Raw genomic sequence first — 23811 nt, forward strand, 5'->3', positions numbered from 1 at the left:
CGCACATGCTGTAAGGATTAGATTGTTTTCATAAGGACGCCTGTCTTTGCGGCATAAGCACCGCCCGGCATGCGCCCCTGCACCTTTGCCCGTGTAGCAGGTAAACTTCGCCCCCTGCGCAGGAGCAACCATGAATTATCGTCACGCCTTTCACGCCGGCAACCACGCCGATGTCTTCAAACACCTGACCTTGACCCGCCTCATCGCCTTGATGTCGCGCAAGGAGCAGCCGTTCGCCTACCTCGACACCCATGCCGGCATCGGTCTGTACGACTTGCAGGGCGACCAGGCCAACCGCACCGGTGAATACCTGGAGGGCATCGCCCGCCTGTGGGGCAAGAGCGACCTGCCGCCATTGACCGCCGACTATATGCGCGTGCTGCACGAGATGAACCCGGATGGCCAATTGCGCTATTACCCAGGTTCGCCGGAACTGGCACGCCGCCTGACCCGTCCCCAGGACCGCGTGCTGCTCAATGAAAAACACCCGGAAGACGGTGTGCTGCTCAAGGACAACATGAAGGGCGATCGGCGCGTCAAGGTTCACCTGGGCGAAGGCTGGCATGTGCCGCGCGCCATGCTGCCGGTGCAGGAAAAGCGTGCGTTGATGCTGATTGATCCGCCGTTTGAACAGCTCGACGAAATGCAGCGCTGCGCGGCGTCGCTCAAGGAAGCGGTCAGCCGCATGCGCCAGACCGTCGCGGCGATCTGGTACCCGGTGAAGGACCAGCGCATGTTGCGCCGTTTCTACCAGGACCTGGCCGGCACCGGTGCGCCGAAGTTGTTGCGCGTGGAATTGCTGGTGCATCCGCTGGACACACCCAACACCCTGACCGGTTCGGGCCTGGCGATTGCCAACCCGCCGTGGGGTTTGGAAGAGGAATTGCGTGAGCTGTTGCCGTGGCTGTCCAAGCAACTGGGCCAGACCCAGGGCGGGTGGCAGATGGATTGGCTGATTGCCGAGTAACCGAGTCTGGCGCAAATCAAAATGTGGGAGGGGGCAAGTCGAACCGTCGCACCGCCCCTCCCACATTTTTTAGATCGGGCAGGTCACGCCGGTGCCGCCGATCCCACAGTAGCCCTGCGGATTCTTCGCCAGGTATTGCTGGTGATACGCCTCGGCGAAGTACACCGTCGGGGCTTCGTCGATTTCCGTGGTGATGGTGCCCAGGCCGGCCTTGCTCAGCTCTTGCTGATACGCCTTGGCACTGGCCTGCGCCGCCGCCAATTGCTCTGGCGTGGTGGCGTAGATCACTGAACGGTACTGGCTGCCGATGTCATTGCCCTGGCGCATGCCTTGGGTCGGGTTGTGCAGCTCCCAGAACATCTTCAGCAAGTCTTCGTATTTCACCTTGGCCTGGTCATACACCACCAGCACCACTTCGCTATGGCCGGTCAGGCCCGAGCAGACTTCTTCGTAGGTCGGGTGCGGCGTGTAGCCGCCGGCATAACCGACCACGGTGCTGACCACGCCATCGCGCTGCCAGAATTTGCGTTCCGCGCCCCAGAAGCAGCCCAGGCCGAAGATCGCGAAGCCAACGTCTTCGGTGAATGGGCCGAGCAGCGGGTTGCCGTTGACGAAGTGTGTTTCCGGCAGCGTCATCGGGGTTTCGCGGCCAGGCAAAGCTTGTTCTGCAGTAGGAAGCACGTTTTTGTTCACCAGAATTTCCGAGCGCAAGACCATGAGCAGTCCTCTCGTCAGGTTGAGTTAACAGTAAAGAGTCAGACAGCCAGTGTGCCCGAGTGTTACAGCGCTGTCAGGCGATTGGCCCGCGAGGATAGCGTTTAAGCTTCTCGAGCAGCTCTGAACCGGGAATAGGCCGGTCGAACAGATAGCCCTGGCCGACGTCGCAACGGTGCCGACGCAGGAACGCCAACTGATCGGCGGTCTCGATGCCTTCGGCCACGACCTTGAGCTTGAGGTTGTGGGCCATGGCGATCACGGCGGAGGTGATTTCCATGTCGTCCTGGTTGTCCGGGATTTCGTGGATAAAGCTGCGATCGATCTTGATGATGTCGATCGGGAATTTTTTCAAGTAGCTCAGCGACGAGTAACCGGTGCCGAAGTCGTCCATGGCCAGGGTCAGCCCCAGGCGCTTCAACTGGTCCAGTTGCAGGCGGGTGTCCTCGGTGGCTTCCAGCAGCAGGCCCTCCGTCAACTCCAGCTCGAGCAGGTTGGCCGGCAGCTCTTCTTCTTTGAGGATCGCGGTAATCGAGGCCACCAGGTCCGGGTCGGAGAACTGCTTGGGCGACAGGTTGATCGCCACCTGCAGGTCGCCCAGGCCGGCGGCGCTCAGTTGCTTGCTCATGCGGCAGGCCTGGCGGGCGATCCATTTGCCGATGGGGATGATCAGGCCGGTTTCTTCGGCCACGCTGATGAACTGGTCGGGGCGGATCATGCCCTTTTCCGGGTGGTTCCAGCGCAGCAGCGCCTCCATGCCCAGCAAGCGGCCGCTGCGCAGGCACAGCTTGGGCTGGTAGAACACGTCCAGCTCGTTCTGGGTCAGGGCGCGGCGCAGGTTGTTTTCCACGAACAGCTTGTAGCTGGCCTCGGCGTTCAGCGCTTCGGTAAACACTTGCACTTGGTGTTTGCCGTTGGCTTTGGCCTTGTGCAGGGCTAACCCGGCGTTGCGCATCAGGGTTTGCGGGTCGCGGCCATGCAGCGGTGCGCAGGCCAGGCCCACGGAGCCGGTGACGCTGATCAATTGGTTGTCGACGAACATCGGCTTGTCGAGGGTCGCGAGCAGTTGGCTGGCGACGAACTGGCCGCTCTCCAGATCGGTCTCGTCGAGCAATACCGCAAACTCGTTACTGGCAAAGCGCGCCAGGCTGCCGCCGGCGCTGAGGCTGTTGCGCAGGCGCCGGGCCAGGCTGATCAGCAGCTTGTCGCCGGTCTGGTGGCCGAGGCTGTCGTTGATCCGCTTGAAGTTGTCGATGTCCACCAGTAACAGGCAGATCGGGCTGTCGCTGTCGCGGGCAAAGCGTTCGTCGAGGTTGCGGATGAACGCCGGGCGGTTGCCCAGGTTGGTCAGGTTGTCGGTGTAGGCCAGGCGCTCGATGCGCTGCTGCGCCAGCTTGGTCTGGGTGATGTCTTCGTAGATGCCGATGTAGTGGGTCAGCTCGCGATTGTCGCCATAGACCTTGGAGATCGACAGTTGGCCCCAATAGGGTTCCAGGTTCTTGCGCCGGCTTTTGAATTCACCCTGCCAACTGTTGCTCTGGGCCAGGCTCGACGGCGCGTCGAACAGCAGCTCGCTGAGGTTCTCCAGCGCCGGCAATTGCGCCAGGCGGTGGCCGTGGACCTCTTCGGTGCTGTACTGGGTGATCGCGGTAAAACTGGGATTGACGTACTCCACCACGCCATCGCGATTGACCAGCAGGAAGGCGTTGGCGCTTTGTTCCACCGCGCGCTGAAACAGGTGCAGCGCGCTGGTGGCGGTACGGCGGTTGTGGTTGTTGATCACTTGCGCGAACTGATCCGCCAGCTCGCCGGCAAAGGCAATTTCGTCGGACTGCCAGACGCGTGTGTCGCCGCCTTGTTCCAGGCACAACACGCCAACGACCTGACCATCGACGCGGATGCTCGCGTCGAGCATTGCATGTATGTCTTTGGCCTGTAGGGATTCGGCCATTTCGCGGGTGCGTGGGTCGTACTTGACGTTGCTGGCGTCGATCGCCCGGCTGGTTTGCAGGGCTTCGAGGTAGTCCGGAAAGCCGCTGGCATCAATCGGCTCGGGCAAGTGGTGCTGCTGATCGGTGCGGTAGTACGCCGAGATCGGCACCAGGCGCTGGTCTTCGAGGTTCCAGATGCTGGCGCAATCGATCTGGTAGATGTCGCAGGCGCTGCGGGTGATCAGCTCGGCGGCTTCCTGCAGCGAATTGTTCGTGGTGTAGCGCTGGCGGGCGAGCAGCAGGATCAACGCTTGCTGGGCGCGTACCCTCTCCAGGTGCAGCAACTGTTCCTGTTGCGCGCGCTGGTTGAGTTCCAGGGCGATCTGCAGGCGGCTGTTCTGGCTTTCCAGGTCTGCCGTTGGCGTAGTTGACGGACTCTCGCTGAATACGCCGTCGACCACCATCAGGTAGCCCCGCAGCAGGTGGCGATTGTGTTGTTTGTAGGCTTCGCCGATTTCCAGCAGGCTCAGGGGGCCGTCGTTGGTGTGCAGGGTGTAGCGCACCAGGTAATGAGGGCTCTCGGTCAGTTGCTGCTGGATTGCATCGTGCAGTTGATAGCGCGCCTGTGGCTCCATCAGGCTGGCGTAGGGCGAGCCGATCAAGGCGCACAGTTCAACCGCCGGCAGGCCGAATTGGCGCTCGCAATTGGGGTCTAGGTAGAGCAGGGCCCAGCTTGCCTCATTCAACCGCTCGAAACGCAGCATACCGAGGCGCGAAGGCACCGGTAATTGCGTCACTACCTCGGCCGCCGTCCGGGCGACATCGGGTTGGCTTTTCATGGGGAAGCTCACTTGAAAAAACGCACTCGGCGCCGGGCTTTCGCCCTCTTTACTGTTGCCTGCCGCAAGGTTGCATCATGCAGACCGGGCTGACAAGAGAGGATGAAGGCTAAGTGCTATATGGTTTATATCGGCCGCGTGGGTGATTTCTGCAGTCGGGGTGACGGAAGGTGTACAAACCTGTTTATTTGTACAAAAAAAGCCCCGCCAAGTGGCGGGGTTGAGGAACGAGCGTGGCGCTCGGAAATCGATGCAATCAGGCCTCCCGGGTATCAGGGAGGCCTATCGCGGCTTACAGCAAGATGGTGCGGATATCGTTCAGCAGTTGGCTCAGGCGCTGCGTGAAGCGTGCAGCCGCCGCGCCATTGATCACACGGTGATCGTAGGACAACGACAGTGGCAACATCAGCTTCGGCTGGAACGCTTTACCGTCCCATACCGGCTGGATAGTCGCCTTGGAAACACCCAGGATCGCCACTTCTGGCGCGTTGACGATTGGCGTGAAGCCAGTACCGCCAATGTGGCCGAGGCTGGAGATGGTGAAGCACGCGCCTTGCATGTCGTCGGCGGTGAGCTTCTTGTCGCGGGCCTTGGCAGCCAGCGCAGCGGCCTCGGCAGCCAGTTGCAGCAGGCTCTTCTGGTCGACGTTCTTGATGACCGGTACCAGCAGGCCATCCGGGGTGTCGACGGCAAAGCCGATGTGAACGTACTTCTTGCGAATGATCGCCTTGCCGCTTGGCGCCAGCGAACTGTTGAAGTCCGGCAGCTCCTTGAGCAGGTGCGCGCAGGCCTTGAGCAGCAGTGGCAGCACGGTCAGTTTCACGCCGGCTTTCTCGGCCACGGCTTTCTGCGCAACGCGGAAGGCTTCCAGGTCGGTGATGTCGGCCTGGTCGAACTGGGTCACGTGCGGGATGTTCAGCCAACTGCGGTGCAGGCTTGACGCGCCGATTTGCATCAGGCGGGTCATCGGCACTTCTTCGGTTTCGCCGAAGCGGCTGAAGTCCACGACCGGGATCGGCGGGATGCCCGCGCCACCGGTAGCGTTGCCGGCAGCCGGGGCTTCCTTGGCTTTTTGCATCATGGATTTGACGTAAACCTGCACGTCTTCCTTGAGCACTCGACCATGCGGGCCGGTGGCCGCGACGGCGTTCAACTCGACGCCGAATTCACGGGCCAGTTGGCGCACGGCAGGGCCGGCGTGAGCCTTGGCACCGCTTGGCGCCGGTGCAGCCGCCGGGGCCGGTGCGGCCTCGGCTTTTGCAGCCGGTGCCGGAGCGGCAGCAGCAGGGGCGGCTTCAGCCTTGGCCGCCGGCGCAGCGGCCGGTGCTGGAGCAGCAGCCGGCGCAGCGCCTTGGACTTTCAGCTTGAGGATGAAGTCGCCAGTACCGACTTCATCTTCCAGCTTGACCGCGATGCTTTCCACCACGCCGGCAGCCGGCGAAGGGATTTCCATGGAGGCCTTGTCGGACTCCAGGGTGATCAGCGACTGGTCGGCTTCGACGGTATCGCCGACCTTGACCAGCAGCTCGATGATCTTGGCCTTGCCCGACGAACCGATGTCCGGGACATGAATGTCCTGAACGGTGGCCGCAGCCGGTGCAGCAGCCGGGGCCGCTGGGGCCTCGGCGGCGGCGGCAGGTTTTTCAGCCGGCGCCGCTGCAGCAGCGGCAGCCGGAGCAGGGGCCGCATCGGCGGCGCCCTCGATTTCCAGCTCCAGCAGTTCGTCGCCTTCTTTCAGGCGATCGCCCAGCTTCACTTTCAGGCTTTTGACCACGCCGGCCTTGGGAGCAGGGATTTCCATGCTCGCCTTGTCCGATTCCAGGGTCAGGATGCTCTGGTCGGCTTCGACGGTGTCGCCGACCTTTACAAACAGCTCGATTACTTCACCTTCACCGCTGCCGATGTCAGGTACGCGAATGAGTTCGCTCACAAAAAGTCTCCTCAGCAGTCCAGTGGGTTGCGTTTTTCCGGGTTGATCCCGAACTTGACGATGGCGTCAGCCACCACCTTGGGTTCGATCTCACCACGGTCAGCCAAGGCTTCCAGGGCTGCCAACACCACGAAGTGACGGTCGACTTCGAAGAAGTGACGCAGCTTCTTGCGGCTGTCACTGCGGCCGAAACCGTCGGTGCCCAGGACTTTGAATTCCTTGGACGGGACCCACTGGCGAATCTGTTCAGCAAACAGCTTCATGTAGTCGGTGGACGCGATAACCGGACCCTTACGGCCAGTCAGGCATTCTTCGACGTAGCTCAGCTCAGGCTTCTGGCCCGGGTGCAGGCGGTTGTTGCGTTCTACGGCCAGGCCGTTGCGACGCAGTTCGTTGAAGCTGGTCACGCTCCACACGTCGGCGCCGACGTTGAATTCGTCACGCAGGATCTTCGCCGCTTCACGCACTTCACGCAGGATGGTGCCGGAGCCCATCAGTTGCACATGGTGCGCTGCTTCCTTGGTGTCTTCTTCGAGCAGGTACATGCCCTTGATGATGCCTTCCTCGACACCGGCCGGCATGGCAGGTTGCTGGTAGGACTCGTTCATCACGGTGATGTAGTAGAAAACGTCCTGCTGCTCCTGGGTCATCTTCTTCATGCCGTCCTGGATGATCACCGCCAGCTCATAGCCGTAGGTTGGATCAAAGGTGCGGCAGTTCGGAATGGTGGCCGCCAGGATGTGGCTGTGACCGTCTTCGTGTTGCAGGCCTTCGCCGTTCAGCGTGGTGCGGCCGGCGGTGCCGCCGATCAGGAAGCCACGGGTACGGCTGTCGCCTGCTGCCCAGGCCAGGTCGCCGATACGCTGGAAGCCGAACATCGAGTAGAAGATGTAGAACGGCAGCATCGGCTGGTTGTGGCTGGAGTACGAGGTACCGGCAGCGATGAAGGAGCTCATGGCGCCCGCTTCGTTGATGCCTTCTTCGAGGATCTGGCCCTTCTTGTCTTCCTTGTAGAACATCACCTGGTCTTTATCGACTGGCTCGTAGAGCTGGCCGACGGAGGAGTAGATGCCCAACTGACGGAACATGCCTTCCATACCGAAGGTACGGGCTTCGTCTGGGATGATCGGCACGATGCGCGGACCGACTTCCTTGTCCTTGACCAGTTGCGCGAGGATTCGCACGAAGGCCATGGTGGTGGAGATTTCACGGTCGCCCGAGCCGTCGAGGATAGCCTTGAGGGTATCCAGCGCAGGTGTCGGGATGTTGAAGCTCTTGGCGCGGCGCTGTGGCACGAAACCGCCCAGTGCGGCACGACGCTCGCTCAGGTAACGGGCTTCGGCGCTGTTCGGCTCCGGCTTGAAGAACGGCAGGTTTTCCAGTTCTTCGTCCTTGACCGGGATGTCGAAACGGTCGCGGAACAACTTCAGGCTGTCGACATCGACTTTCTTGGTGTTGTGCGCGGTGTTCTTCGCTTCGCCGGCACCGGTGCCATAACCCTTGATGGTCTTGGCCAGGATGACGGTCGGTTGTTCTTTGTGGTTGACCGCTTCGTGGTACGCCGCGTAGACCTTGTACGGGTCGTGGCCGCCACGGTTGAGTTTCCAGATCTCGTCGTCGGACAGGTCGGCAACCATCGCCTTGAGTTCAGGCGTGTTGAAGAAGTGTTCACGCACGAACGCGCCGTCTTTGGCCTTGTAGTTCTGGTACTCGCCGTCGATGACTGCGTCCATGCGACGTTGCAGGATACCGTCGACGTCCTTGGCCAGCAGTGGGTCCCAGAAACGGCCCCAGATGACTTTGGTCACGTTCCACTGAGCACCGCGGAACACGCCTTCGAGTTCCTGGATGATCTTGCCGTTGCCGCGAACCGGGCCGTCGAGGCGCTGCAGGTTGCAGTTGATGACGAAGATCAGGTTGTCCAGCTTCTCACGGCCGGCCAGGGAGATGGCGCCCAGGGATTCCGGCTCGTCGCACTCGCCGTCGCCCAGGAAGCACCAGACTTTCTGCTTGCCTTCGGGGATGAAGCCACGGGCTTCCAGGTACTTCATGAAGCGCGCCTGGTAGATCGCCTGGATCGGGCCCAGCCCCATGGAAACCGTCGGGAACTGCCAGAATTCAGGCATCAGCCAAGGGTGCGGATAGGACGACAAGCCCTGACCGCCGACTTCCTGGCGGAAGTTGTTCATCTGTTCTTCGCTGATGCGACCTTCCATGAACGCACGGGCGTAGACGCCTGGCGAGGTGTGGCCCTGGAAGTAGATCAGGTCGCCACCGTGTTCGTCGGTCGGGGCCTGGAAGAAGTAGTTGAAGCCGATGTCATACAGGGTTGCGCTGGAAGCGAAGCTGGAGATGTGACCGCCCAGGTCAGAATCTTTCAAGTTCGTGCGCATTACCATCGCCATGGCGTTCCAACGTACCAGCGAGCGAATGCGGCGTTCCATGAACAGGTCGCCAGGCATGCGTGCTTCGTGGGTAACAGGGATGGTGTTGCGATATGGCGTGGTGATGGCGTAGGGCAGTTGCGAGCCACTGCGGGTCGCGAGTTCGCCCATACGGGTCATCAGGTAGTGAGCACGGTCTTCGCCTTCTTTGTCGAGAACCGATTCCAGGGCGTCCAGCCATTCCTGGGTTTCGACGGGATCGAGGTCTTGCATGGCTTGCTCCAGGGCGGAAAGGCTACCAGAATCGGTTGCCTGAAGTTTGCGACTGGCCTTGTGGGCAGACGACATAAATTCTTGGATGGCCGGAGGTTGCTCCGGCGTCCTGTAGTTTTACTACAAATCGTCGGCCATTTCAGCCTTTCGAATGTATATACGAGTAGTAAAACTACACAAGACTGAGCGGGTTGCTCAGTCAGTTAGGTGAGCATAATCGTTATTGTTGATCTTTTGCGAACAAGAAAAGGTAGAAGTTTAATGTTACCTGCCAAAATTTATGAATTTTCAGCTATTTATAACTTTTGTTCGACAGTCCTTTACCGAGCGTGGTTCCTGCGTTCACTGCAACTAGCCCTTAACACGCCGATCAAGGATAGACCATGAGCCTTCCAACGCTGGCCGAACTGCCGACCATTCTCTTGCCGTTCGCTGATCGGGCGGTGCAGTCATTTCGTGACGCAGTGGCCGCGCTGGACGACGATCATGGCCTTTGCGCGTGGACGCCGCAACGCTGGGCCGACTTCGCCCGCGTGTGCGCGGCCAGTGATTTCGTCATTGAACAGAGTGTTCGTGACCCTTTGATGTTGCTCGAATTGGTCGCCCGGGGCGAGCTGGACCGGGGCTTTGCGCCGGACGAGCTGTGCGGGCAAATCGCCGGCGCTGTGCAACAGGCTGAAACAGAAGATGAGCTGGGCCGCGTGCTGCGCCGCCAGCGCACGCGCCAGCAGGTGCGCATCATCTGGCGCGACCTGACCCGCCAGGCGGACCTGGTGCAAACCTGTCGCGACCTCTCCGACATGGCCGACGCCAGCATCGACCAGGCCTACCAATGGCTGTACCAACGCCATTGCGCACAGTTCGGCACGCCGACCGGGGGCCGCAGCGGCGAGCCGCAGCAGATGGTGATCCTCGGCATGGGCAAGCTCGGTGCGGTGGAGCTGAACCTGTCATCCGATATCGACTTGATCTTCGCCTACCCCGAAGGCGGCGAGACGGTGGGCGTGAAGCGCGCCCTGGATAACCAGGAGTTTTTCATTCGCCTCGGTCAAAAATTGATCAAGGCCCTCGACCCGATGACCGTCGACGGTTTTGTCTTTCGTGTCGACATGCGCCTGCGGCCCTACGGCTCGGCCGGCGCGCTGGTGCTCAGCTTCAATGCGCTGGAACAGTATTACCAGGACCAGGGCCGCGATTGGGAACGTTACGCCATGATCAAGGCGCGCGTCGTGGCCGGCGATCAGGTGGCCGGTGCGCAGTTGCTCGATATGCTGCGACCGTTCGTCTACCGCCGCTATTTGGACTTCTCCGCTATCGAAGCGCTGCGCACCATGAAGCAGCTGATCCAGCAGGAAGTGCGGCGCAAGGGCATGGCCGAAAACATCAAGCTCGGCTCGGGCGGCATCCGCGAAGTGGAATTTATCGCCCAGGCGTTCCAGCTGATCCATGGCGGGCGCGACCTCAGCCTGCAACAACGGCCGTTGCTCAAGGTGCTGGGCACCCTGGAAGGCCAGGGCTACCTACCACCGGCGGTGATCGCCGAGTTGCGCGATGGCTACGAATTCCTGCGTTACACCGAGCATGCGATCCAGGCGATTGCTGATCGCCAGACCCAGATGCTGCCGGACAGCCCCGAAGACCAGGCGCGCATTGCCTTTATGCTCGGCTTTGCCGATTGGGCCGCGTTCCATGAGCGCCTGATGTACTGGCGTGGGCGGGTGGACTGGCATTTCCGCCAGGTGATCGCTGATCCGGATGAAGAAGACGGCGAAGAAGGCGAATTGGTCGTCGGCGGGGAATGGTTGCCGTTATGGGAAGAGTCCCAGGACGAAGACGCGGCCTGCCGCCAATTGACCGAAGGCGGTTTCACCGACGCGCCCAAAGCGCTCAAAGCCCTGGCCGGCCTGCGCGGGAGCCCGCAACTGCGCGCCATGCAGCGCCTCGGTCGCGAGCGCCTGGATGCGTTTATCCCGCGCCTGCTGGCTCAGGCCGTCGAGCACGCCAGCCCGGACCTGGTGCTGGAGCGCGTATTGCCGCTGGTGGAAGCCGTCGCCCGTCGCTCGGCCTATCTGGTGTTGCTCACGGAGAACCCCGACGCCCTGCGCCGCCTGCTGACCCTGTGCGCCGCCAGCCCGTGGATCGCCGAACAGATCACCCGCTTCCCGCTGTTGCTCGACGAATTGCTCAACGAGGGCCGCTTGTTCAAACCGCCGTTGGCGCCGGAACTCGCCGCCGAATTGCGCGAACGCCTCACGCGCATCCCCGAAGATGACCTTGAGCAGCAGATGGAAGCCCTGCGGCACTTCAAGCTGGCCCACCGCCTGCGGGTGGCCGCCTCGGAAATCGCCGGCAGCCTGCCGCTGATGAAAGTCAGCGACTACCTGACCTGGCTCGCCGAAGCCATCCTCGAACAAGTGCTGGCCCTGGCCTGGCGCCAGACCGTCGCTCGCCACGGCGCGCCGCAACGGCTGGACGGCACCGTGTGCGATCCTGGGTTCATCATTGTCGGTTATGGGAAAGTCGGCGGCATCGAATTGGGGCATGGTTCGGACCTGGACCTGGTGTTTATCCACGACGGCGACCCGCAGGCCGAAACCGATGGCGCCAAGCCGATTGACGGCGCGCAGTTTTTTACGCGCCTGGGCCAGCGGATCATTCACTTGCTGACCACGCAGACCAACTCGGGGCAATTATATGAAGTGGATATGCGCCTGCGACCTTCGGGCGCATCCGGTTTGCTGGTGAGCTCCCTCGGCGCCTTCGCGCGCTATCAGGAAAACGAGGCCTGGACCTGGGAGCATCAGGCGCTGATCCGCGCGCGGGTGCTGGTGGGCAGCCAGGATGTGGGCCGCGCCTTCGAGCAGGTGCGGGCCAAGGTGTTGGGCCGTGAGCGCGACCTGACGAAGCTGCGCCAGGAGGTCAGCGAGATGCGCGCCAAGATGCGCGACAACCTGGGGACCCGGGCCACGGTGGCCGGTACCGGCGCCAATGCCTTCGAACCCACGGCGGTGTTCGACCTCAAGCAGGACGCGGGAGGTATCGTCGATATTGAATTTATGGTGCAATACGCGGCTTTGGCGTGGTCTGCGCAACATCCATCGTTGCTGCGCTACACCGACAATATCCGCATTCTGGAGGGCCTGGAGCAGGTCGGGCTGATGCCCGCCGCCGATGCCCATTTGCTGCGCGAGGTGTATAAAGCCTACCGTTCCGCGGCTCACCGCCAGGCCTTGCAGAAAGAGGCCGGTACGGTTGCCGGGGATCAGTTCGCCGACGAACGGCGCCAGGTGATGCGAATCTGGCAGGCCCTGGGGTTAAGCTGACACTCGATTTAATGAGCGACGCCAATCTAATGTGGAAACCGGCTTTATGTGAGAGCGAGCCTGCTCGCGGTGCAGGCGCTACGGTCTGTCTATCAGGCCGCGGTGATGCTATCGCGAGCAAGCCCGCTCCCACACAATGCACGCCCTACAGTAATCATCGAGGCGGGGAGGCGTAAGCCTCCCCGCATCGTTTGTGGAAACTACATGAATATTCTGATCGTTGGGCCCAGTTGGGTCGGTGACATGGTGATGGCGCAGACACTGTTCCAGTGCCTGAAACAACGTCATCCCGACTGCCAAATCGACGTGCTCGCCCCTGAGTGGAGCCGGCCGATCCTTGAGCGCATGCCGCAAGTGCGCAAGGCCTTGAGCTTCCCGCTCGGCCATGGCGCCCTCGAACTGGCGACCCGCCGTCGCATCGGCAAGTCCCTGGCCGGCCAGTACGACCAGGCGATCCTGTTGCCCAACTCGATGAAATCGGCGCTGGTGCCGTTTTTCGCCGGCATTCCCAAACGCACCGGTTGGCGCGGCGAGTTTCGCTACGGCTTGCTCAACGACGTGCGCAAGCTCGACAAGGCGCGCTACCCGCTGATGATCGAACGCTTCATGGCCCTGGCCTACGCGCCGGGTGCCGAGTTGCCGACGCCGTACCCGCGCCCGAGCCTGCAGATCGACCCGATCTCCCGCGACGCGGCCCTGGCCAAGTTCGGCCTGGCCCTCGACCGCCCGGTGCTCGCGCTGTGCCCCGGCGCCGAGTTTGGCGAGTCCAAGCGCTGGCCGTCGGAACATTACGCCAAAGTCGCGGAGATGAAGATCCGCGAAGGCTGGCAGGTGTGGCTGTTCGGCTCGAAAAACGATCATGCGGTGGGTGAAGACATTCGCCAGCGCCTGATCCCCGGCCTGCGCGAAGAGGCGGTGAACCTCAGTGGCGACACCTCGCTGGCCGAGGCCATCGACTTGCTGTCCTGCGCGGATGCGGTGGTGTCCAACGACTCCGGGCTGATGCACGTCGCGGCGGCGTTGAACCGCCCGCTGGTCGCGGTGTACGGCTCGACTTCCCCAGGGTTTACGCCGCCGTTGGCCGACAAGGTCGAAGTGGTGCGCCTGGGCCTGGATTGCAGCCCGTGTTTTGACCGCACCTGCCGTTTCGGCCACTACAACTGCCTGCGCCAGTTGCTGCCGCAACCGGTCAGCGATGCCTTGCAGCGGTTGCAGGGCACTGTGGTCGAGGTTCACTGAGTTGCGGGTACTGGTAATCAAGACCTCATCCCTGGGCGACGTGATCCATGCGTTGCCGGCACTCACCGATGCAGCGCGGGCGATCCCGGGCATTCGGTTCGACTGGGTGGTGGAAGAAGGCTTTGCCGAGATCCCCACCTGGCACCCGGCGGTGGACAAGGTGATCCCGGTGGCGATACGCCGCTGGCGCAAAAACCTCTGGCAAACCTTCAAAAGTGGCGAATGGCGGCGCTTCAAGCAACGTATCCAGTCGACCAAATACGACCTGGTAATCGACGCCCAAGGCCTGCTGAAAAGTGCCTGGCTGACCCGCTACGTGCGAGCCCCGGTGGCCGGTTTCGACAAGAACTCCGCCCGTGAGCCGATCGCGGCGCATTTTTATTCACGGCGCCTGGCCGTAGCCCGTGGGCAGCACGCGGTGGAGCGTTTGCGTCAACTGTTCGCCGTGGCCCTCGGTTATGACTTGCCCAAGGCCTTGGGCGACTACGGCCTGAGTGTCGACAAGCTGCTCGGCCTGCCGCCGAAAAAACCCTTTGTGTTGTTGTTGCACGGCACCACCTGGGACACCAAGCACTGGCCCGAAGCCTACTGGCGCGAGCTGGCAGAGCGCATGGGCCGCCTGGGCGTGGACGTGAAGTTGCCGTGGGGCAATGCCGCCGAAAAGGCCCGCGCCGAACGCCTGGCCCACGGCCTGGACAATGCCGAGGTGCTGCCCAAATTGAACCTGGCCGGCGTCGCCCGTGTTCTGGCTGGCGCCCGCGCCTGTGTCGCGGTAGACACCGGCCTCGGTCACCTGGCCGCAGCCTTGGACGTGCCGACCATTTCCCTGTTCGGCCCCACCAACCCAGGCCTGACCGGCGCCTATGGCAAGAGCCAGATTCACCTGGCCAGCGACTTCCCATGTGCGCCCTGCCTGCAAAAGCAGTGTACTTATCAACCCACGGCCGACGATCTGCGTCGGTTCGACCTCAAGCGCGAATCGCCCCTGTGCTTCACGCGGCTGAACCCCGAGCGTGTGGCGAGCCGGCTGAGCACGTTGTTACTGGCCGAGGAGATGCACTGATGCAACTGGCGTTTGTTCTGTACAAGTATTTCCCGTTCGGTGGCTTGCAGCGCGACTTCATGCGTATCGCCCTGGAGTGCCAGCAGCGCGGTCATCAGATCCGTGTCTACACCCTGATCTGGGAGGGCGATGTGCCGCCCGGCTTCGAAGTGCTGGTGGCGCCGGTCAAGGCGCTGTTCAACCATCGCCGCAACGAAAAACTCTACGCCTGGATTCAGGCCGACCTGGCCAAGCGCCCGGTGGATCGCGTGGTCGGCTTCAATAAAATGCCCGGGCTGGACCTGTACTTCGCCGCCGACGGCGTGTTTGAAGACAAGGCGCAAACCCTGCGCAACCCGATGTACCGCTGGTTCGGCCGCTACAAGCACTTTGCCGAGTACGAGCGCGCCGTCTTCGAACAGAGCGCCAAGACCCAGATCATGGTGCTCTCGGCCCATCAGCAGGAGTTGTTCACGCGCTACTACGGCACCCAGGCGCAACGCTTTCATTTGCTGCCGCCGGGCATCGCCCGTGACCGTCGCGCGCCGCCCGATGCCGCGCAGATTCGCGCGCAGTTTCGCGGTGAGTTCGGCCTGGCCGAGGATGATTTGCTGCTGGTGCAGATCGGTTCCGGCTTCAAGACCAAGGGCGTCGACCGCAGCCTCAAGGCCGTGGCCGCATTGCCGTCGGCGCTGAAGAAACGTACCCGGCTATTTGTAATCGGTCAGGACGACCCCAAAGTATTCCAGTTGCAGAGCGCCGCACTGGGCCTGGGTGAGCAGGTGCATTTCTTCAAGGGGCGCAGCGATATTCCGCGCTTTCTGTTGGGGGCCGACCTGTTGATCCACCCGGCCTACAACGAAGCCGCCGGCATGGTGCTGATCGAGGCGGTCGTCGCGGGCCTGCCGGTGCTGGTGAGCAAGGTCTGCGGTTACGCCTTCTATATCGACAAGGCCGGCAATGGCCGGGTGTTGGACGAACCGTTCGAACAGGCTCAGCTCAATCAATACCTGGTCGATATGCTCGACGATCCACAAGCGCGCGCGACCATGAGTCGCAATGGTCTGGCCTTCGCCGAGACGGCCGACCTCTATAGCATGCCGCAGTACGCTGCGGACCTGATTCTGGCGGAGCCGAACCGATGAAGTTGATGCTTGCCGAACCGTTCAAGACCCTCTGGGCCGGACGCGATGCGTTCGCTGAAGTCGAGAAACTGGACGGCCTGGTGTACCGCGAACTGGACGCCCGTCGAACCTTGCGCACTGAGGTCGAGGGGCGCGGTTATTTCGTGAAGATCCACCGAGGTATCGGCTGGGCCGAAATCCTCAAGAACCTGATCACCGCGAAGTTGCCGGTATTGGGCGCCGGCCAGGAATGGCTGGCGATCCAGCGCTTGCAGCACGTCGGCGTGCCGACCATGACCGCCGTGGCCTATGGCGAAAAGGGCAGCAACCCGGCCGATCAGCATTCGTTTATCGTCACCGAGGAGCTGGCGCCTACCGTCAGCCTCGAAGACCTGAGCATGGACTGGCTCAAGCAACCGCCATCGCCGGTCATCAAGCACGCGCTGATCGCCGAAGTGGCGCGCATGACCGGTATGATGCACCGCGCCGGGGTCAACCATCGCGACTGCTACATCTGCCATTTCCTGCTGCACACAGACAAGCCGCTGGTGGCCGACGACTTCAAGTTGTCGGTGATCGATCTGCACCGTGCGCAGGTACGCTCGAAGATCCCGTTGCGCTGGCGCAACAAGGACCTGGCGGCGCTGTATTTCTCGGCGCTGGATATCGGCCTGACCCGGGGCGACAAACTGCGCTTTCTCAAGGGCTACTTTCAACAGCCGTTGCGCCAGATTCTTGCCGAAGAGGCCGCGCTGCTGCAGTGGCTGGAGCGCAAGGCAGCCAAGCTCTACGCACGCAAACAACGTTACGGGGATGCGCTCTGATGGCGGGTTGGAACCTGGAGCCCGCATACGCTGCCCTGGCGGATGATTTTGGCAGCCTTGAAGCCGTGTTCGCCCTGCAAGGCGAGCGGCTGACCCGCGACCCGCTGTCGGAAGTGATCCGGGTGGAGCGCGGCGGGGTCAATTATTACGTGAAGCGCTATGTCGGTGCCGGCAAGGGCCTGCGCCGCTACCTGGGCAGGCCGCGGGTGAAGTCCGAATGGCAGAACCTCAAGCGTTTCGCCAAGTGGGGCATTCCCACCGCCGACGTGGTCGCCTGGGGCCTGGAGCGCAATGGCCTGGCGTATGCCCGGGGTGCACTGATCACCCGTGAGTTGCCCAAGACCCAGGACATGTCGGTGCTGGCCGAGCGCAACGATGTGCGCCTCAAAGACCCCAGGTGGGTCGATGCGGTCAGCCGCCAGCTCGCCGAATACACGCGCATCATGCACGATCATCACTTTACCCATAACGACTTGAAGTGGCGCAACCTGCTGATCGACGACCAGCGCACCCTGTACCTGATCGATTGCCCCAACGGCGACTTCTGGCGCGGGTTCTGGCTCAAATACCGCATCACCAAAGACCTGGCCTGCCTGGACAAGGTGGCCAAGTATCACCTGTCGGCCACCCAGCGCCTGCGCTTCTACCTGCAATACCGCGATCGCACGCACCTGAGTGCGTCGGACAAACAGCGAATTCGCCATGTGGTGAAGTTTTTCGAGGGACGCGAATGAGTGATTTCCTGGCGGCCGAAGACCGCGCTCTGCTGGAGCGCAACGGTCTGGCCAGTTTCGACGCCCTGTGGGCCAAGCAACTGGACGCGGTGGACGAGCCGAACACCAGCCGTGGCGGCTGGAGCAGCGTGTTTCGCCTGGAACTCGACGGCCACGGTTATTACCTCAAGCGCCAGAGCAACTACCTCACGCGCAGCTTGCACCGGCCGTTTGGCGAACCGAGTTTTTCCCGCGAGTTTCGCAACATCAGCCGTTATCGCACGCTGGGTATCCCGGCATTGCAGGCGGCGTTCTACGGTGAGCGCAAAGTCGCTGGCGAGCACCGCGCAATGCTGTTGACCCGTGCCCTGGACGGCTGGAATGACCTGGACTCGTTGCTCGAGCAGTGGTCGCAACTGAGCGACGTCCAGCATCGTGCGATCCTGCTGGCCTGCGGCCAATTGGCGCGCCGTCTGCACGGCGTGGGTCAGGTCCACGGGTGTTTTTACCCCAAGCATATTTTCCTGCAGGCCACCGGCGACGGTTATGCCGCGCAGTTGATCGACCTGGAGAAAACCCGTCCGCTGCTGTTTGGCTGGCGTGACCGGGTCAAGGACCTTGAGCCGCTGTTGCGCCGTGCGCCGCAGTGGTCGGATGCGCAAATTCGTCACCTGCTGGCGGCGTATCTGGAGCAACCTGAAGACAGCCCACTGGTCGCCACCTGGCAGCAGCGCCTGACCGCCCGCCGCAGCCATAAGGAGAACCGCTGATGCGTTTATCCGCGCTGAAAAATGCCGGCCGCACGCCGAGCCTACCGATGACGATCGAACTGGCGGACGCGGCGGGCCCCGGCCAACTGCAATTGCTCAGCCTGTTGCGCGTGCTGCCGGGACAGCGCTATGTGGGCGCGGGCGTCTGGCGCGGTCGCACGGTGTTGGCCAAGTTGTTGGTGGGCAGCAAGGCGGCGCGGCATTTTCAGCGTGAGCTCAAGGGCGTGCGCCTGCTGGCCGAACAAGGCCTGACCACGCCGCTGCTGCTGGCCGATGGTTTGCAGGAAGGCGAGGGCGGCTGGCTGCTGTTTGAGTTTATCGACGGCGCCGAAAGCCTGGCCGATGCCTGGCAGGCGGTCGAAGGCCTGCCGCCGTTGGCCGATGAGCAGACCGCCGTGCTCGCTGAAGCGCTGGGCGCGATTGCCCGCATGCACGCCAAGGGCCTGTGGCAGGAAGACCTGCACCTGGACAACCTGCTGCGCCAGGGTGGCAAGCTGTACCTGATCGATGGTGCCGGGATCTGCGTGGAACAGGCGGGCCAGCCGCTGTCGCGCAACCGGGTGCTGGAAAATCTCGGCGTGTTTTTCGCCCAGTTGCCGAAAAACCTCGCGCCGTTTACCGAAGAATTGCTGGTGTATTACTTGCTGAGCAACGGCGAGCACGCGTTACCGCTGGAAGCCCTGGAGAAACAGGTGCGCAAGGTCAGCATCTGGCGCCTGAAGGACTTCCTCGACAAGGTCGGCCGCGAATGCACGCTGTTCAGCGTCGTGCGCGGCGCGTTTGGCTTGCGGGCGATCCGTCGCGAGGAAGAGCCCGCGATGCTGCCGGTACTGGAACAGGCCGATGCGTTGCTCGAGCAGGGGCATTTGTACAAGACCGGCGGTGCGGCCAGCGTGGCCAAGGTCGAGGTGGCTGGCCGCCCGCTGGTGATCAAACGTTACAACATCAAGGGCTTCGCCCATTGGCTCAAGCGTTTCTGGCGCCCGAGCCGCGCCTGGCATTCCTGGCGCGAAGGCAATCGCCTGGCGTTCCTCGGCATTGCCACGCCCAAGCCGCTGGCCGTGCTGGAAAAACGTTTTTTCTGGCTGCGCAGCCGTGCTTACCTGGTCACTGAATACCTGCCAGGACCGGACATTATCGAACGTTTCGCGCCGTATGTGGAGCAGGGCGACGCGCCTGAAAACGAACTGCTGGCGCTGGACCAGCTGTTCGCCGAGCTGATCCGCGAGCGCATCAGCCATGGCGATTTCAAGGGCCACAACCTGTTCTGGCACGACGGCCGCTGGGCCTTGATCGACCTCGATGCGATGTGCCAGCACCGCTCCGACGCCAGCTTCGCCCCAGCGTTCGCCAAGGACCGCGCGCGCTTCATGCGTAATTGGCCGCAAGACAGCGCGCTGTATCAGGTCATCGATCAGCGTTTACCGAGGGAGGTCGGCGGCGCCGGTTGAAGCGGGCCTATCGGGGCAAGCCCCCGCTAAGCCTCCTTGACGCTTGCCGCTAACAGCTTCTATCTGCTTTTAAGCTATAATCCCGCCCTTTAGCTGTTTCTCGCCCAGGCGAGAGGCACACTTTTTTCAGGCGTAACGCGCCTGCATGCAGACTAAAAGAGGCTAGACCCCTGTGGCATTGACGATTCTTGGCCTGTCCGGCGCCCTTAGCCATGATCCTTCCGCAGCCCTGTATATCGACGGCAAGCTGATCGCGGCCGCCGAAGAAGAACGCTTCGTGCGCGACAAGCATGCAAAGCACCGCATGCCCTACGAGTCGGCGAAGTTCTGCCTGGAACAGGCCGGCATCAAGCCTTCCGACGTTGACGTGGTCGCGATCCCGTTCGCACCGATCAGCCTGTTCGGTGAAGCGCGTTGGCACTATGCCAAGCGTTACTGGTACGCCCCGGACCGCGCTCTCGATGCGATCCTGATGGGCAACCGGCGCTACAAGCGCTACCGCAACAAGATCGTCTGGTGCCTGGAGCAACTGGGCTTCGATCCGAAGAAAATCAAGATCGAGCCGGTTGAACACCACTTGGCCCACGCCTCCAGTGCCTACCACTGCTCCGGCTTCAAGGAGAAAACCGCGATCCTGGGGATCGACGGCAAGGGTGAGTACGCCACCACGTTCTTCGGCTACGGCGAAAACGGCAAGATCCACAAGATCAAGGAATTCTACGATCCGGACTCCCTCGGCGGCCTGTACGGCGCGGTCACCGAGTTCCTCGGTTTCGAGATGCTCGACGGTGAGTTCAAGGTCATGGGCATGGCGCCCTATGGCGACGCCAGCAAGTACGATTTCTCGCGCCTGGCCTCCTTTGAAAACGGCGAGCTGGTGATCAACACCGACTATGCCAACGTCATCGGCCTGCGTCGCTACAAAGAGAAGGGCAAGGGTTTCTACTTCTCGCCGAAGCTGATCGAGTGGCTGGGGCCCAAGCGCGAAGGCGATATCGCCGACGAACCGTACATCCACTACGCGGCGAGCATGCAGGCGCTGTTCGAGAAGCTGTCCCTGCAGATGATCGACCACTACCTGGGCGACATCCTCAAGGAAACCGGCAAGCTGGCCTTCGCTGGCGGCTGTGCGCTGAACGTCAAGCTGAACCAGAAGATCATTGCCCGTGACGACGTGAAGGAGCTGTTCGTGCAGCCGGCGTCCGGCGATGCCGGCACCGCCGTGGGCGCAGCCGCTTACGTGTCCCATGCCCGTGGTGTGCCGGTGGAGAAGATGGAACACGTCTACCTCGGCCCGTCCTACAGCAACGAAGACGTGATCGCCGCTTGCGCCAAGCACCCGAGCAAGCCGGACTGGCGCAAGATCGACAGCATGCCTAAACGCATCGCCAAGATCATGGTCGACGGCAACCCGGTGGCCTGGTTCCAGGGCCGCATGGAGTTCGGTCCGCGTGCCTTGGGCGGTCGTTCGATCATCGGTTGCCCGAGCGCCACCGGCGTGGCTGACCGCATCAACCATCAGATCAAGTTCCGCGAGCGCTGGAGGCCTTTCTGCCCGTCGATGCTCGACACCGTGGCTCCGCTGATGATCAAGGTCGATCACCCGGCGCCGTTCATGACCTTCACCTTTGAAGTGTCGGAAGAGTGGAAGACCCGCGTACCGGAAGTGGTCCATGAAGATGGCACGTCCCGCGCCCAGGTGCTCAAGCGCGAATACAACCCGCGCTACTACGACATGATGAAAGAGCTGGAAGTGCTGACCGGTAACGGCGTGTCCCTGAACACCTCGCTCAACCGTCGTGGCGAAGCGATGATCTGCTCGCCGACCGACGCGCTGAACATGTTCTTCGGTTCCGACCTGCAGTACCTGATCATGGAAGACATCCTGGTGGTCAAGGACGGCGTGGACCCTTATGACGCTGTGGTTTAAATGCTGAATCGCTTCCAGGGTTGGCGTGAACGCGGCTGGGTGCCTGTCGAGGCCGAGGTTTACGCCCAGGCCTGGCAGCGGTTTGGCGGCAGCGTGGCGACGCATCCGCTGATCGTCGAACGGTTGGCGGATCTGGCGCAGATTCCGGTGCGGTACCTGGGCTGGGAGCAGGACGGCGAACTCAAAGGCGCGATTGCCACCTGGGGGCGCGACCTGGCCTTGTCCAAGGACGTGCTCAAGCGCAGCGGCAAGAAAGGTGTGTTTGATCTGGGCAATGCCGAAATCATCCTGCCGATTGCAACTGACGCGCTGTTGCCGGTACGTCATCGTGGGCGCTACCTGTCGGCGTTGAACGAGGGGCGCGTCAGCACCCTCAAGCCCCAGGCCGAGCAGTTGGCCATGGCGCGCATCCCGGAAGACCTGTCGAAGAAGTTTCGCTACAACCAGCGCCGCGAATTGCGATTGCTGGAAGAGGCGGGCGGCGTGGTGCGGGCGGTGAGTGAGTTTTCCAGCAGCGAGCTGGCGGCGATCTACTGCGACCTGTTCCAGCGCCGCTGGGGCTTCCCGGCTACCGGTGCCGAGCATCTGGCGCAGGTGCTGGGCTTGCTCAAGGAGTTCCTGGTGGGCTCGGTACTGTTTCTCAACGATGCGCCGATTGCCGTGCAACTGGTGTATCGCGTCGAGGCGCCCGAGTGGGTCAGCATCGAATACGTTAACGGCGGTGTCGACCCCGAGACCCGTGCTTTCAGCCCCGGCAGCGTGTTGAGTTTCCTCAATACGCAAAGCGCCTGGGAACAGGCGCGGGCGGTGGATAAGCCGCTGCGCTTTTCTTTCGGGCGGGCCGATCGTGAATACAAGGAGCGTTGGTGCAACCCGGTGCCGGTGTTCAGCCTATGAGCCGCAAACAGCAACTGCTCAAGCGTCATCGGCGCACCAAGCGCATCGCGCTGCTGATCGCCCTGCTGGTGCTGATCGCGGCCGGCGTGCTCGTGGCGTGGTGGCTGCCGTTGATCCTGGCGATGGTGCTGTGGGCCGCCCATGAAGCCTGGTTTGCCGATCACCTGTTCTATTCGCCCAACGAGGATTATGCCTACGCGTTCTCCCACGACAGTGAGCAGCCAGGCCTGCGCCTGGACGCGGGACGGTTGGTGCTGGATGCACCGCTGGCAGCGGACGACACGCTGATCGTCGGCATCGAGCTGAAAAGCTCGTGGCTCGGGCGTTTCATCGACCCAGCGGTGGAGCTGCTGGGCCTGGACACGCCGGACCGGCAAGTGTTCGAGCGTGGCGTCGCCGGGCGGCGTTACCTCAACCTGACAGGCGCCGCCGACGCGTTGGCCGCCGGCAAGCTGCAGTTGCGCGGGCGTTTTTGCCGGATCAACGGCCAGCCGACGCTCTGGCGTTTCCGCCAGCCGGATTATCGCCAGCAACGCGTGATGGTGATTGCGCCCCATGCCGACGACGCTGAACTGGCTGCGTTCAGCTTGTACAGCCAGGCGGCCGAAAGCTGGATCGTCACGCTGACCGCTGGTGAAATCGAAGCCGAACATTATCAACAGATGGGGCTGCCCAAGGCGCAAGCGGCGCGAATCAAAGGGCGCCTGCGGGCCTGGGACAGCATTGCGGTGCCGCGCTGGGCCGGCGTTCCCGAGGCGCAGTGCGTGCAATTGGGTTACTTCTGCATGCAGTTGGCGGCCATGCAGGCCGCGCCGGACCAGCCTCAAGCCTCCCGCGAGGCGCAATTGAGCGATACGCGGCTGTTTCGCCAGTTCAATGCTTATACGCTGCCCGGTGACGTAGACGGTGCGCCGACCTGGCACAACCTGATCGCCGACCTGCGCGCGCTGCTGCTCAAGGCGCGGCCGCAGGTGATCGTGCTGCCGACGCCATTGCTTGACCCGCACGCCGACCATATCTGCGCGCATGCGGCGATGCTGGAAGCCCTGGACGGCCTGGCGTGGCAGCCCGACACATTGCTTGGCTACGCCAATCACTTGCATGATAACGACCGCTGGCCCATGGGCGACTCGGGTGCCGGCGTGGCCCTGCCGCCGCGTTTCGATTCAGCGGACGAACTGGTTCCTTGCAGCTTCACGCTCGCCTTGGACCAGCAGCAGGACAAGGCCATGGCCCTGGGCATGATGCACGACCTGCAACCGCGCGCGCCGTTCAAGCGCCGTGTGCGTCGCTGGTTGCAACAGGTGCTGGCCGGGCGTAGCCCATCGCCCTACGGAGAGAACGAATTCTTCCGCAAGGCTGTACGTCGTCATGAGTTGCTGTGGGTCCTGAAGCAGGACTGAGACCTTATTTACGGCAGACCGCATCCGTTTGCCGCACCATTTTGCCGGGCTGCGTGC

At 62.4% G+C, this 23811-nt stretch carries 16 protein-coding genes; 12 read left to right on the forward strand and 4 right to left on the reverse strand.

Going from position 1 to position 23811, the window contains the following annotated elements:
• The first annotated feature begins 130 nt into the window (after window positions 1-130).
• Window positions 131-967 carry a 23S rRNA (adenine(2030)-N(6))-methyltransferase RlmJ gene (locus J2Y83_RS01705; RefSeq protein WP_247397281.1) on the forward strand — a complete coding sequence of 279 codons (837 nt, stop codon included), beginning with the start codon at window positions 131-133 and terminating at the stop codon, window positions 965-967.
• A gap of 69 nt (window positions 968-1036) precedes the next feature.
• On the opposite strand, the gene msrA is transcribed toward J2Y83_RS01705, so the two are convergent.
• The 4 genes from msrA to aceE all read right to left on the reverse strand — a co-directional run bounded on the left by msrA (window position 1037) and on the right by aceE (window position 9038).
• The gene (gene msrA / locus J2Y83_RS01710; protein ID WP_253392986.1) at window positions 1037-1684 is read right to left on the reverse strand and encodes a peptide-methionine (S)-S-oxide reductase MsrA; all 648 of its coding nucleotides are present in this window, start codon (window positions 1682-1684) and stop codon (window positions 1037-1039) included.
• 73 nt (window positions 1685-1757) lie between these two features.
• Window positions 1758-4451 (reverse strand): putative bifunctional diguanylate cyclase/phosphodiesterase, encoded by a 2694-nt coding sequence (locus tag J2Y83_RS01715; RefSeq protein WP_253392988.1) that lies wholly within the window; start codon window positions 4449-4451, stop codon window positions 1758-1760.
• Window positions 4452-4743: 292 nt separating this feature from the next.
• Entirely contained in the window at window positions 4744-6381 is a 1638-nt protein-coding gene (aceF, locus tag J2Y83_RS01720) for a dihydrolipoyllysine-residue acetyltransferase (protein ID WP_253392990.1), read from the reverse strand.
• Window positions 6382-6392: 11 nt separating this feature from the next.
• Complete coding sequence (gene aceE, locus J2Y83_RS01725) at window positions 6393-9038, reverse strand: pyruvate dehydrogenase (acetyl-transferring), homodimeric type (protein ID WP_253392992.1); 2646 nt, start codon at window positions 9036-9038, stop codon at window positions 6393-6395.
• A 383-nt stretch (window positions 9039-9421) separates the two neighbouring features.
• Between aceE and glnE the strand changes: the two genes are divergently transcribed.
• The 11 genes from glnE (at window position 9422) to J2Y83_RS01780 (ending at window position 23754) form a co-directional block, all read left to right on the forward strand.
• Window positions 9422-12361 carry a bifunctional [glutamate--ammonia ligase]-adenylyl-L-tyrosine phosphorylase/[glutamate--ammonia-ligase] adenylyltransferase gene (glnE, locus tag J2Y83_RS01730; RefSeq protein ID WP_253392994.1) on the forward strand — a complete coding sequence of 980 codons (2940 nt, stop codon included), beginning with the start codon at window positions 9422-9424 and terminating at the stop codon, window positions 12359-12361.
• Window positions 12362-12565: 204 nt separating this feature from the next.
• Window positions 12566-13600, forward strand: coding sequence for a lipopolysaccharide heptosyltransferase II (gene waaF, locus J2Y83_RS01735; protein ID WP_253392996.1), 1035 nt, complete (start codon window positions 12566-12568; stop codon window positions 13598-13600).
• Between the two features lies 1 nt (window position 13601).
• Complete coding sequence (waaC, locus tag J2Y83_RS01740; RefSeq protein WP_253393006.1) at window positions 13602-14663, forward strand: lipopolysaccharide heptosyltransferase I; 1062 nt, start codon at window positions 13602-13604, stop codon at window positions 14661-14663.
• The gene (locus tag J2Y83_RS01745; protein ID WP_247407631.1) at window positions 14663-15787 is read left to right on the forward strand and encodes a glycosyltransferase family 4 protein; all 1125 of its coding nucleotides are present in this window, start codon (window positions 14663-14665) and stop codon (window positions 15785-15787) included. The genes waaC and J2Y83_RS01745 overlap by 1 nt, the downstream gene beginning before the upstream one ends.
• On the forward strand, window positions 15784-16590 hold the full coding sequence (rfaP, locus tag J2Y83_RS01750; RefSeq protein WP_253393008.1) for a lipopolysaccharide core heptose(I) kinase RfaP: 807 nt from the start codon (window positions 15784-15786) through the stop codon (window positions 16588-16590). Before J2Y83_RS01745 ends, rfaP begins: the two co-directional genes overlap by 4 nt.
• The gene (locus tag J2Y83_RS01755) at window positions 16590-17324 is read left to right on the forward strand and encodes a lipopolysaccharide kinase InaA family protein (protein WP_253393010.1); all 735 of its coding nucleotides are present in this window, start codon (window positions 16590-16592) and stop codon (window positions 17322-17324) included. Before rfaP ends, J2Y83_RS01755 begins: the two co-directional genes overlap by 1 nt.
• Entirely contained in the window at window positions 17321-18073 is a 753-nt protein-coding gene (locus tag J2Y83_RS01760) for a lipopolysaccharide kinase InaA family protein (RefSeq protein WP_253393012.1), read from the forward strand. Before J2Y83_RS01755 ends, J2Y83_RS01760 begins: the two co-directional genes overlap by 4 nt.
• Window positions 18073-19524 (forward strand): lipopolysaccharide kinase InaA family protein, encoded by a 1452-nt coding sequence (locus J2Y83_RS01765; protein ID WP_253393014.1) that lies wholly within the window; start codon window positions 18073-18075, stop codon window positions 19522-19524. The genes J2Y83_RS01760 and J2Y83_RS01765 overlap by 1 nt, the downstream gene beginning before the upstream one ends.
• A 172-nt stretch (window positions 19525-19696) precedes the next feature.
• Entirely contained in the window at window positions 19697-21454 is a 1758-nt protein-coding gene (locus J2Y83_RS01770; protein WP_253393016.1) for a carbamoyltransferase family protein, read from the forward strand.
• Entirely contained in the window at window positions 21455-22351 is an 897-nt protein-coding gene (locus J2Y83_RS01775) for an antimicrobial resistance protein Mig-14 (protein WP_253393018.1), read from the forward strand.
• Window positions 22348-23754 carry a PIG-L deacetylase family protein gene (locus J2Y83_RS01780; RefSeq protein ID WP_253393020.1) on the forward strand — a complete coding sequence of 469 codons (1407 nt, stop codon included), beginning with the start codon at window positions 22348-22350 and terminating at the stop codon, window positions 23752-23754. Before J2Y83_RS01775 ends, J2Y83_RS01780 begins: the two co-directional genes overlap by 4 nt.
• Window positions 23755-23811: the final 57 nt, after the last annotated feature.

Origin of the sequence: Pseudomonas marginalis (genome assembly GCF_024169655.1) — a bacterium.
Taxonomy (GTDB): Bacteria; Pseudomonadota; Gammaproteobacteria; order Pseudomonadales; family Pseudomonadaceae; genus Aquipseudomonas; species Aquipseudomonas paraveronii.

What these genes read in the sequence shown, in the direction of transcription:
- J2Y83_RS01705 (WP_247397281.1), top strand. Translation starts at nt 131, where the DNA reads ATGAATTATCGTCACGCCTTTCACGCCGGCAACCACGCCGATGTCTTC.
- msrA (WP_253392986.1), bottom strand. Translation starts at nt 1,684, where the DNA reads ATGGTCTTGCGCTCGGAAATTCTGGTGAACAAAAACGTGCTTCCTACT.
- J2Y83_RS01715 (WP_253392988.1), bottom strand. Translation starts at nt 4,451, where the DNA reads ATGAAAAGCCAACCCGATGTCGCCCGGACGGCGGCCGAGGTAGTGACG.
- aceE (WP_253392992.1), bottom strand. Translation starts at nt 9,038, where the DNA reads ATGCAAGACCTCGATCCCGTCGAAACCCAGGAATGGCTGGACGCCCTG.
- glnE (WP_253392994.1), top strand. Translation starts at nt 9,422, where the DNA reads ATGAGCCTTCCAACGCTGGCCGAACTGCCGACCATTCTCTTGCCGTTC.
- waaF (WP_253392996.1), top strand. Translation starts at nt 12,566, where the DNA reads ATGAATATTCTGATCGTTGGGCCCAGTTGGGTCGGTGACATGGTGATG.
- J2Y83_RS01745 (WP_247407631.1), top strand. Translation starts at nt 14,663, where the DNA reads ATGCAACTGGCGTTTGTTCTGTACAAGTATTTCCCGTTCGGTGGCTTG.
- rfaP (WP_253393008.1), top strand. Translation starts at nt 15,784, where the DNA reads ATGAAGTTGATGCTTGCCGAACCGTTCAAGACCCTCTGGGCCGGACGC.
- J2Y83_RS01755 (WP_253393010.1), top strand. Translation starts at nt 16,590, where the DNA reads ATGGCGGGTTGGAACCTGGAGCCCGCATACGCTGCCCTGGCGGATGAT.
- J2Y83_RS01760 (WP_253393012.1), top strand. Translation starts at nt 17,321, where the DNA reads ATGAGTGATTTCCTGGCGGCCGAAGACCGCGCTCTGCTGGAGCGCAAC.
- J2Y83_RS01765 (WP_253393014.1), top strand. Translation starts at nt 18,073, where the DNA reads ATGCGTTTATCCGCGCTGAAAAATGCCGGCCGCACGCCGAGCCTACCG.
- J2Y83_RS01775 (WP_253393018.1), top strand. Translation starts at nt 21,455, where the DNA reads ATGCTGAATCGCTTCCAGGGTTGGCGTGAACGCGGCTGGGTGCCTGTC.
- J2Y83_RS01780 (WP_253393020.1), top strand. Translation starts at nt 22,348, where the DNA reads ATGAGCCGCAAACAGCAACTGCTCAAGCGTCATCGGCGCACCAAGCGC.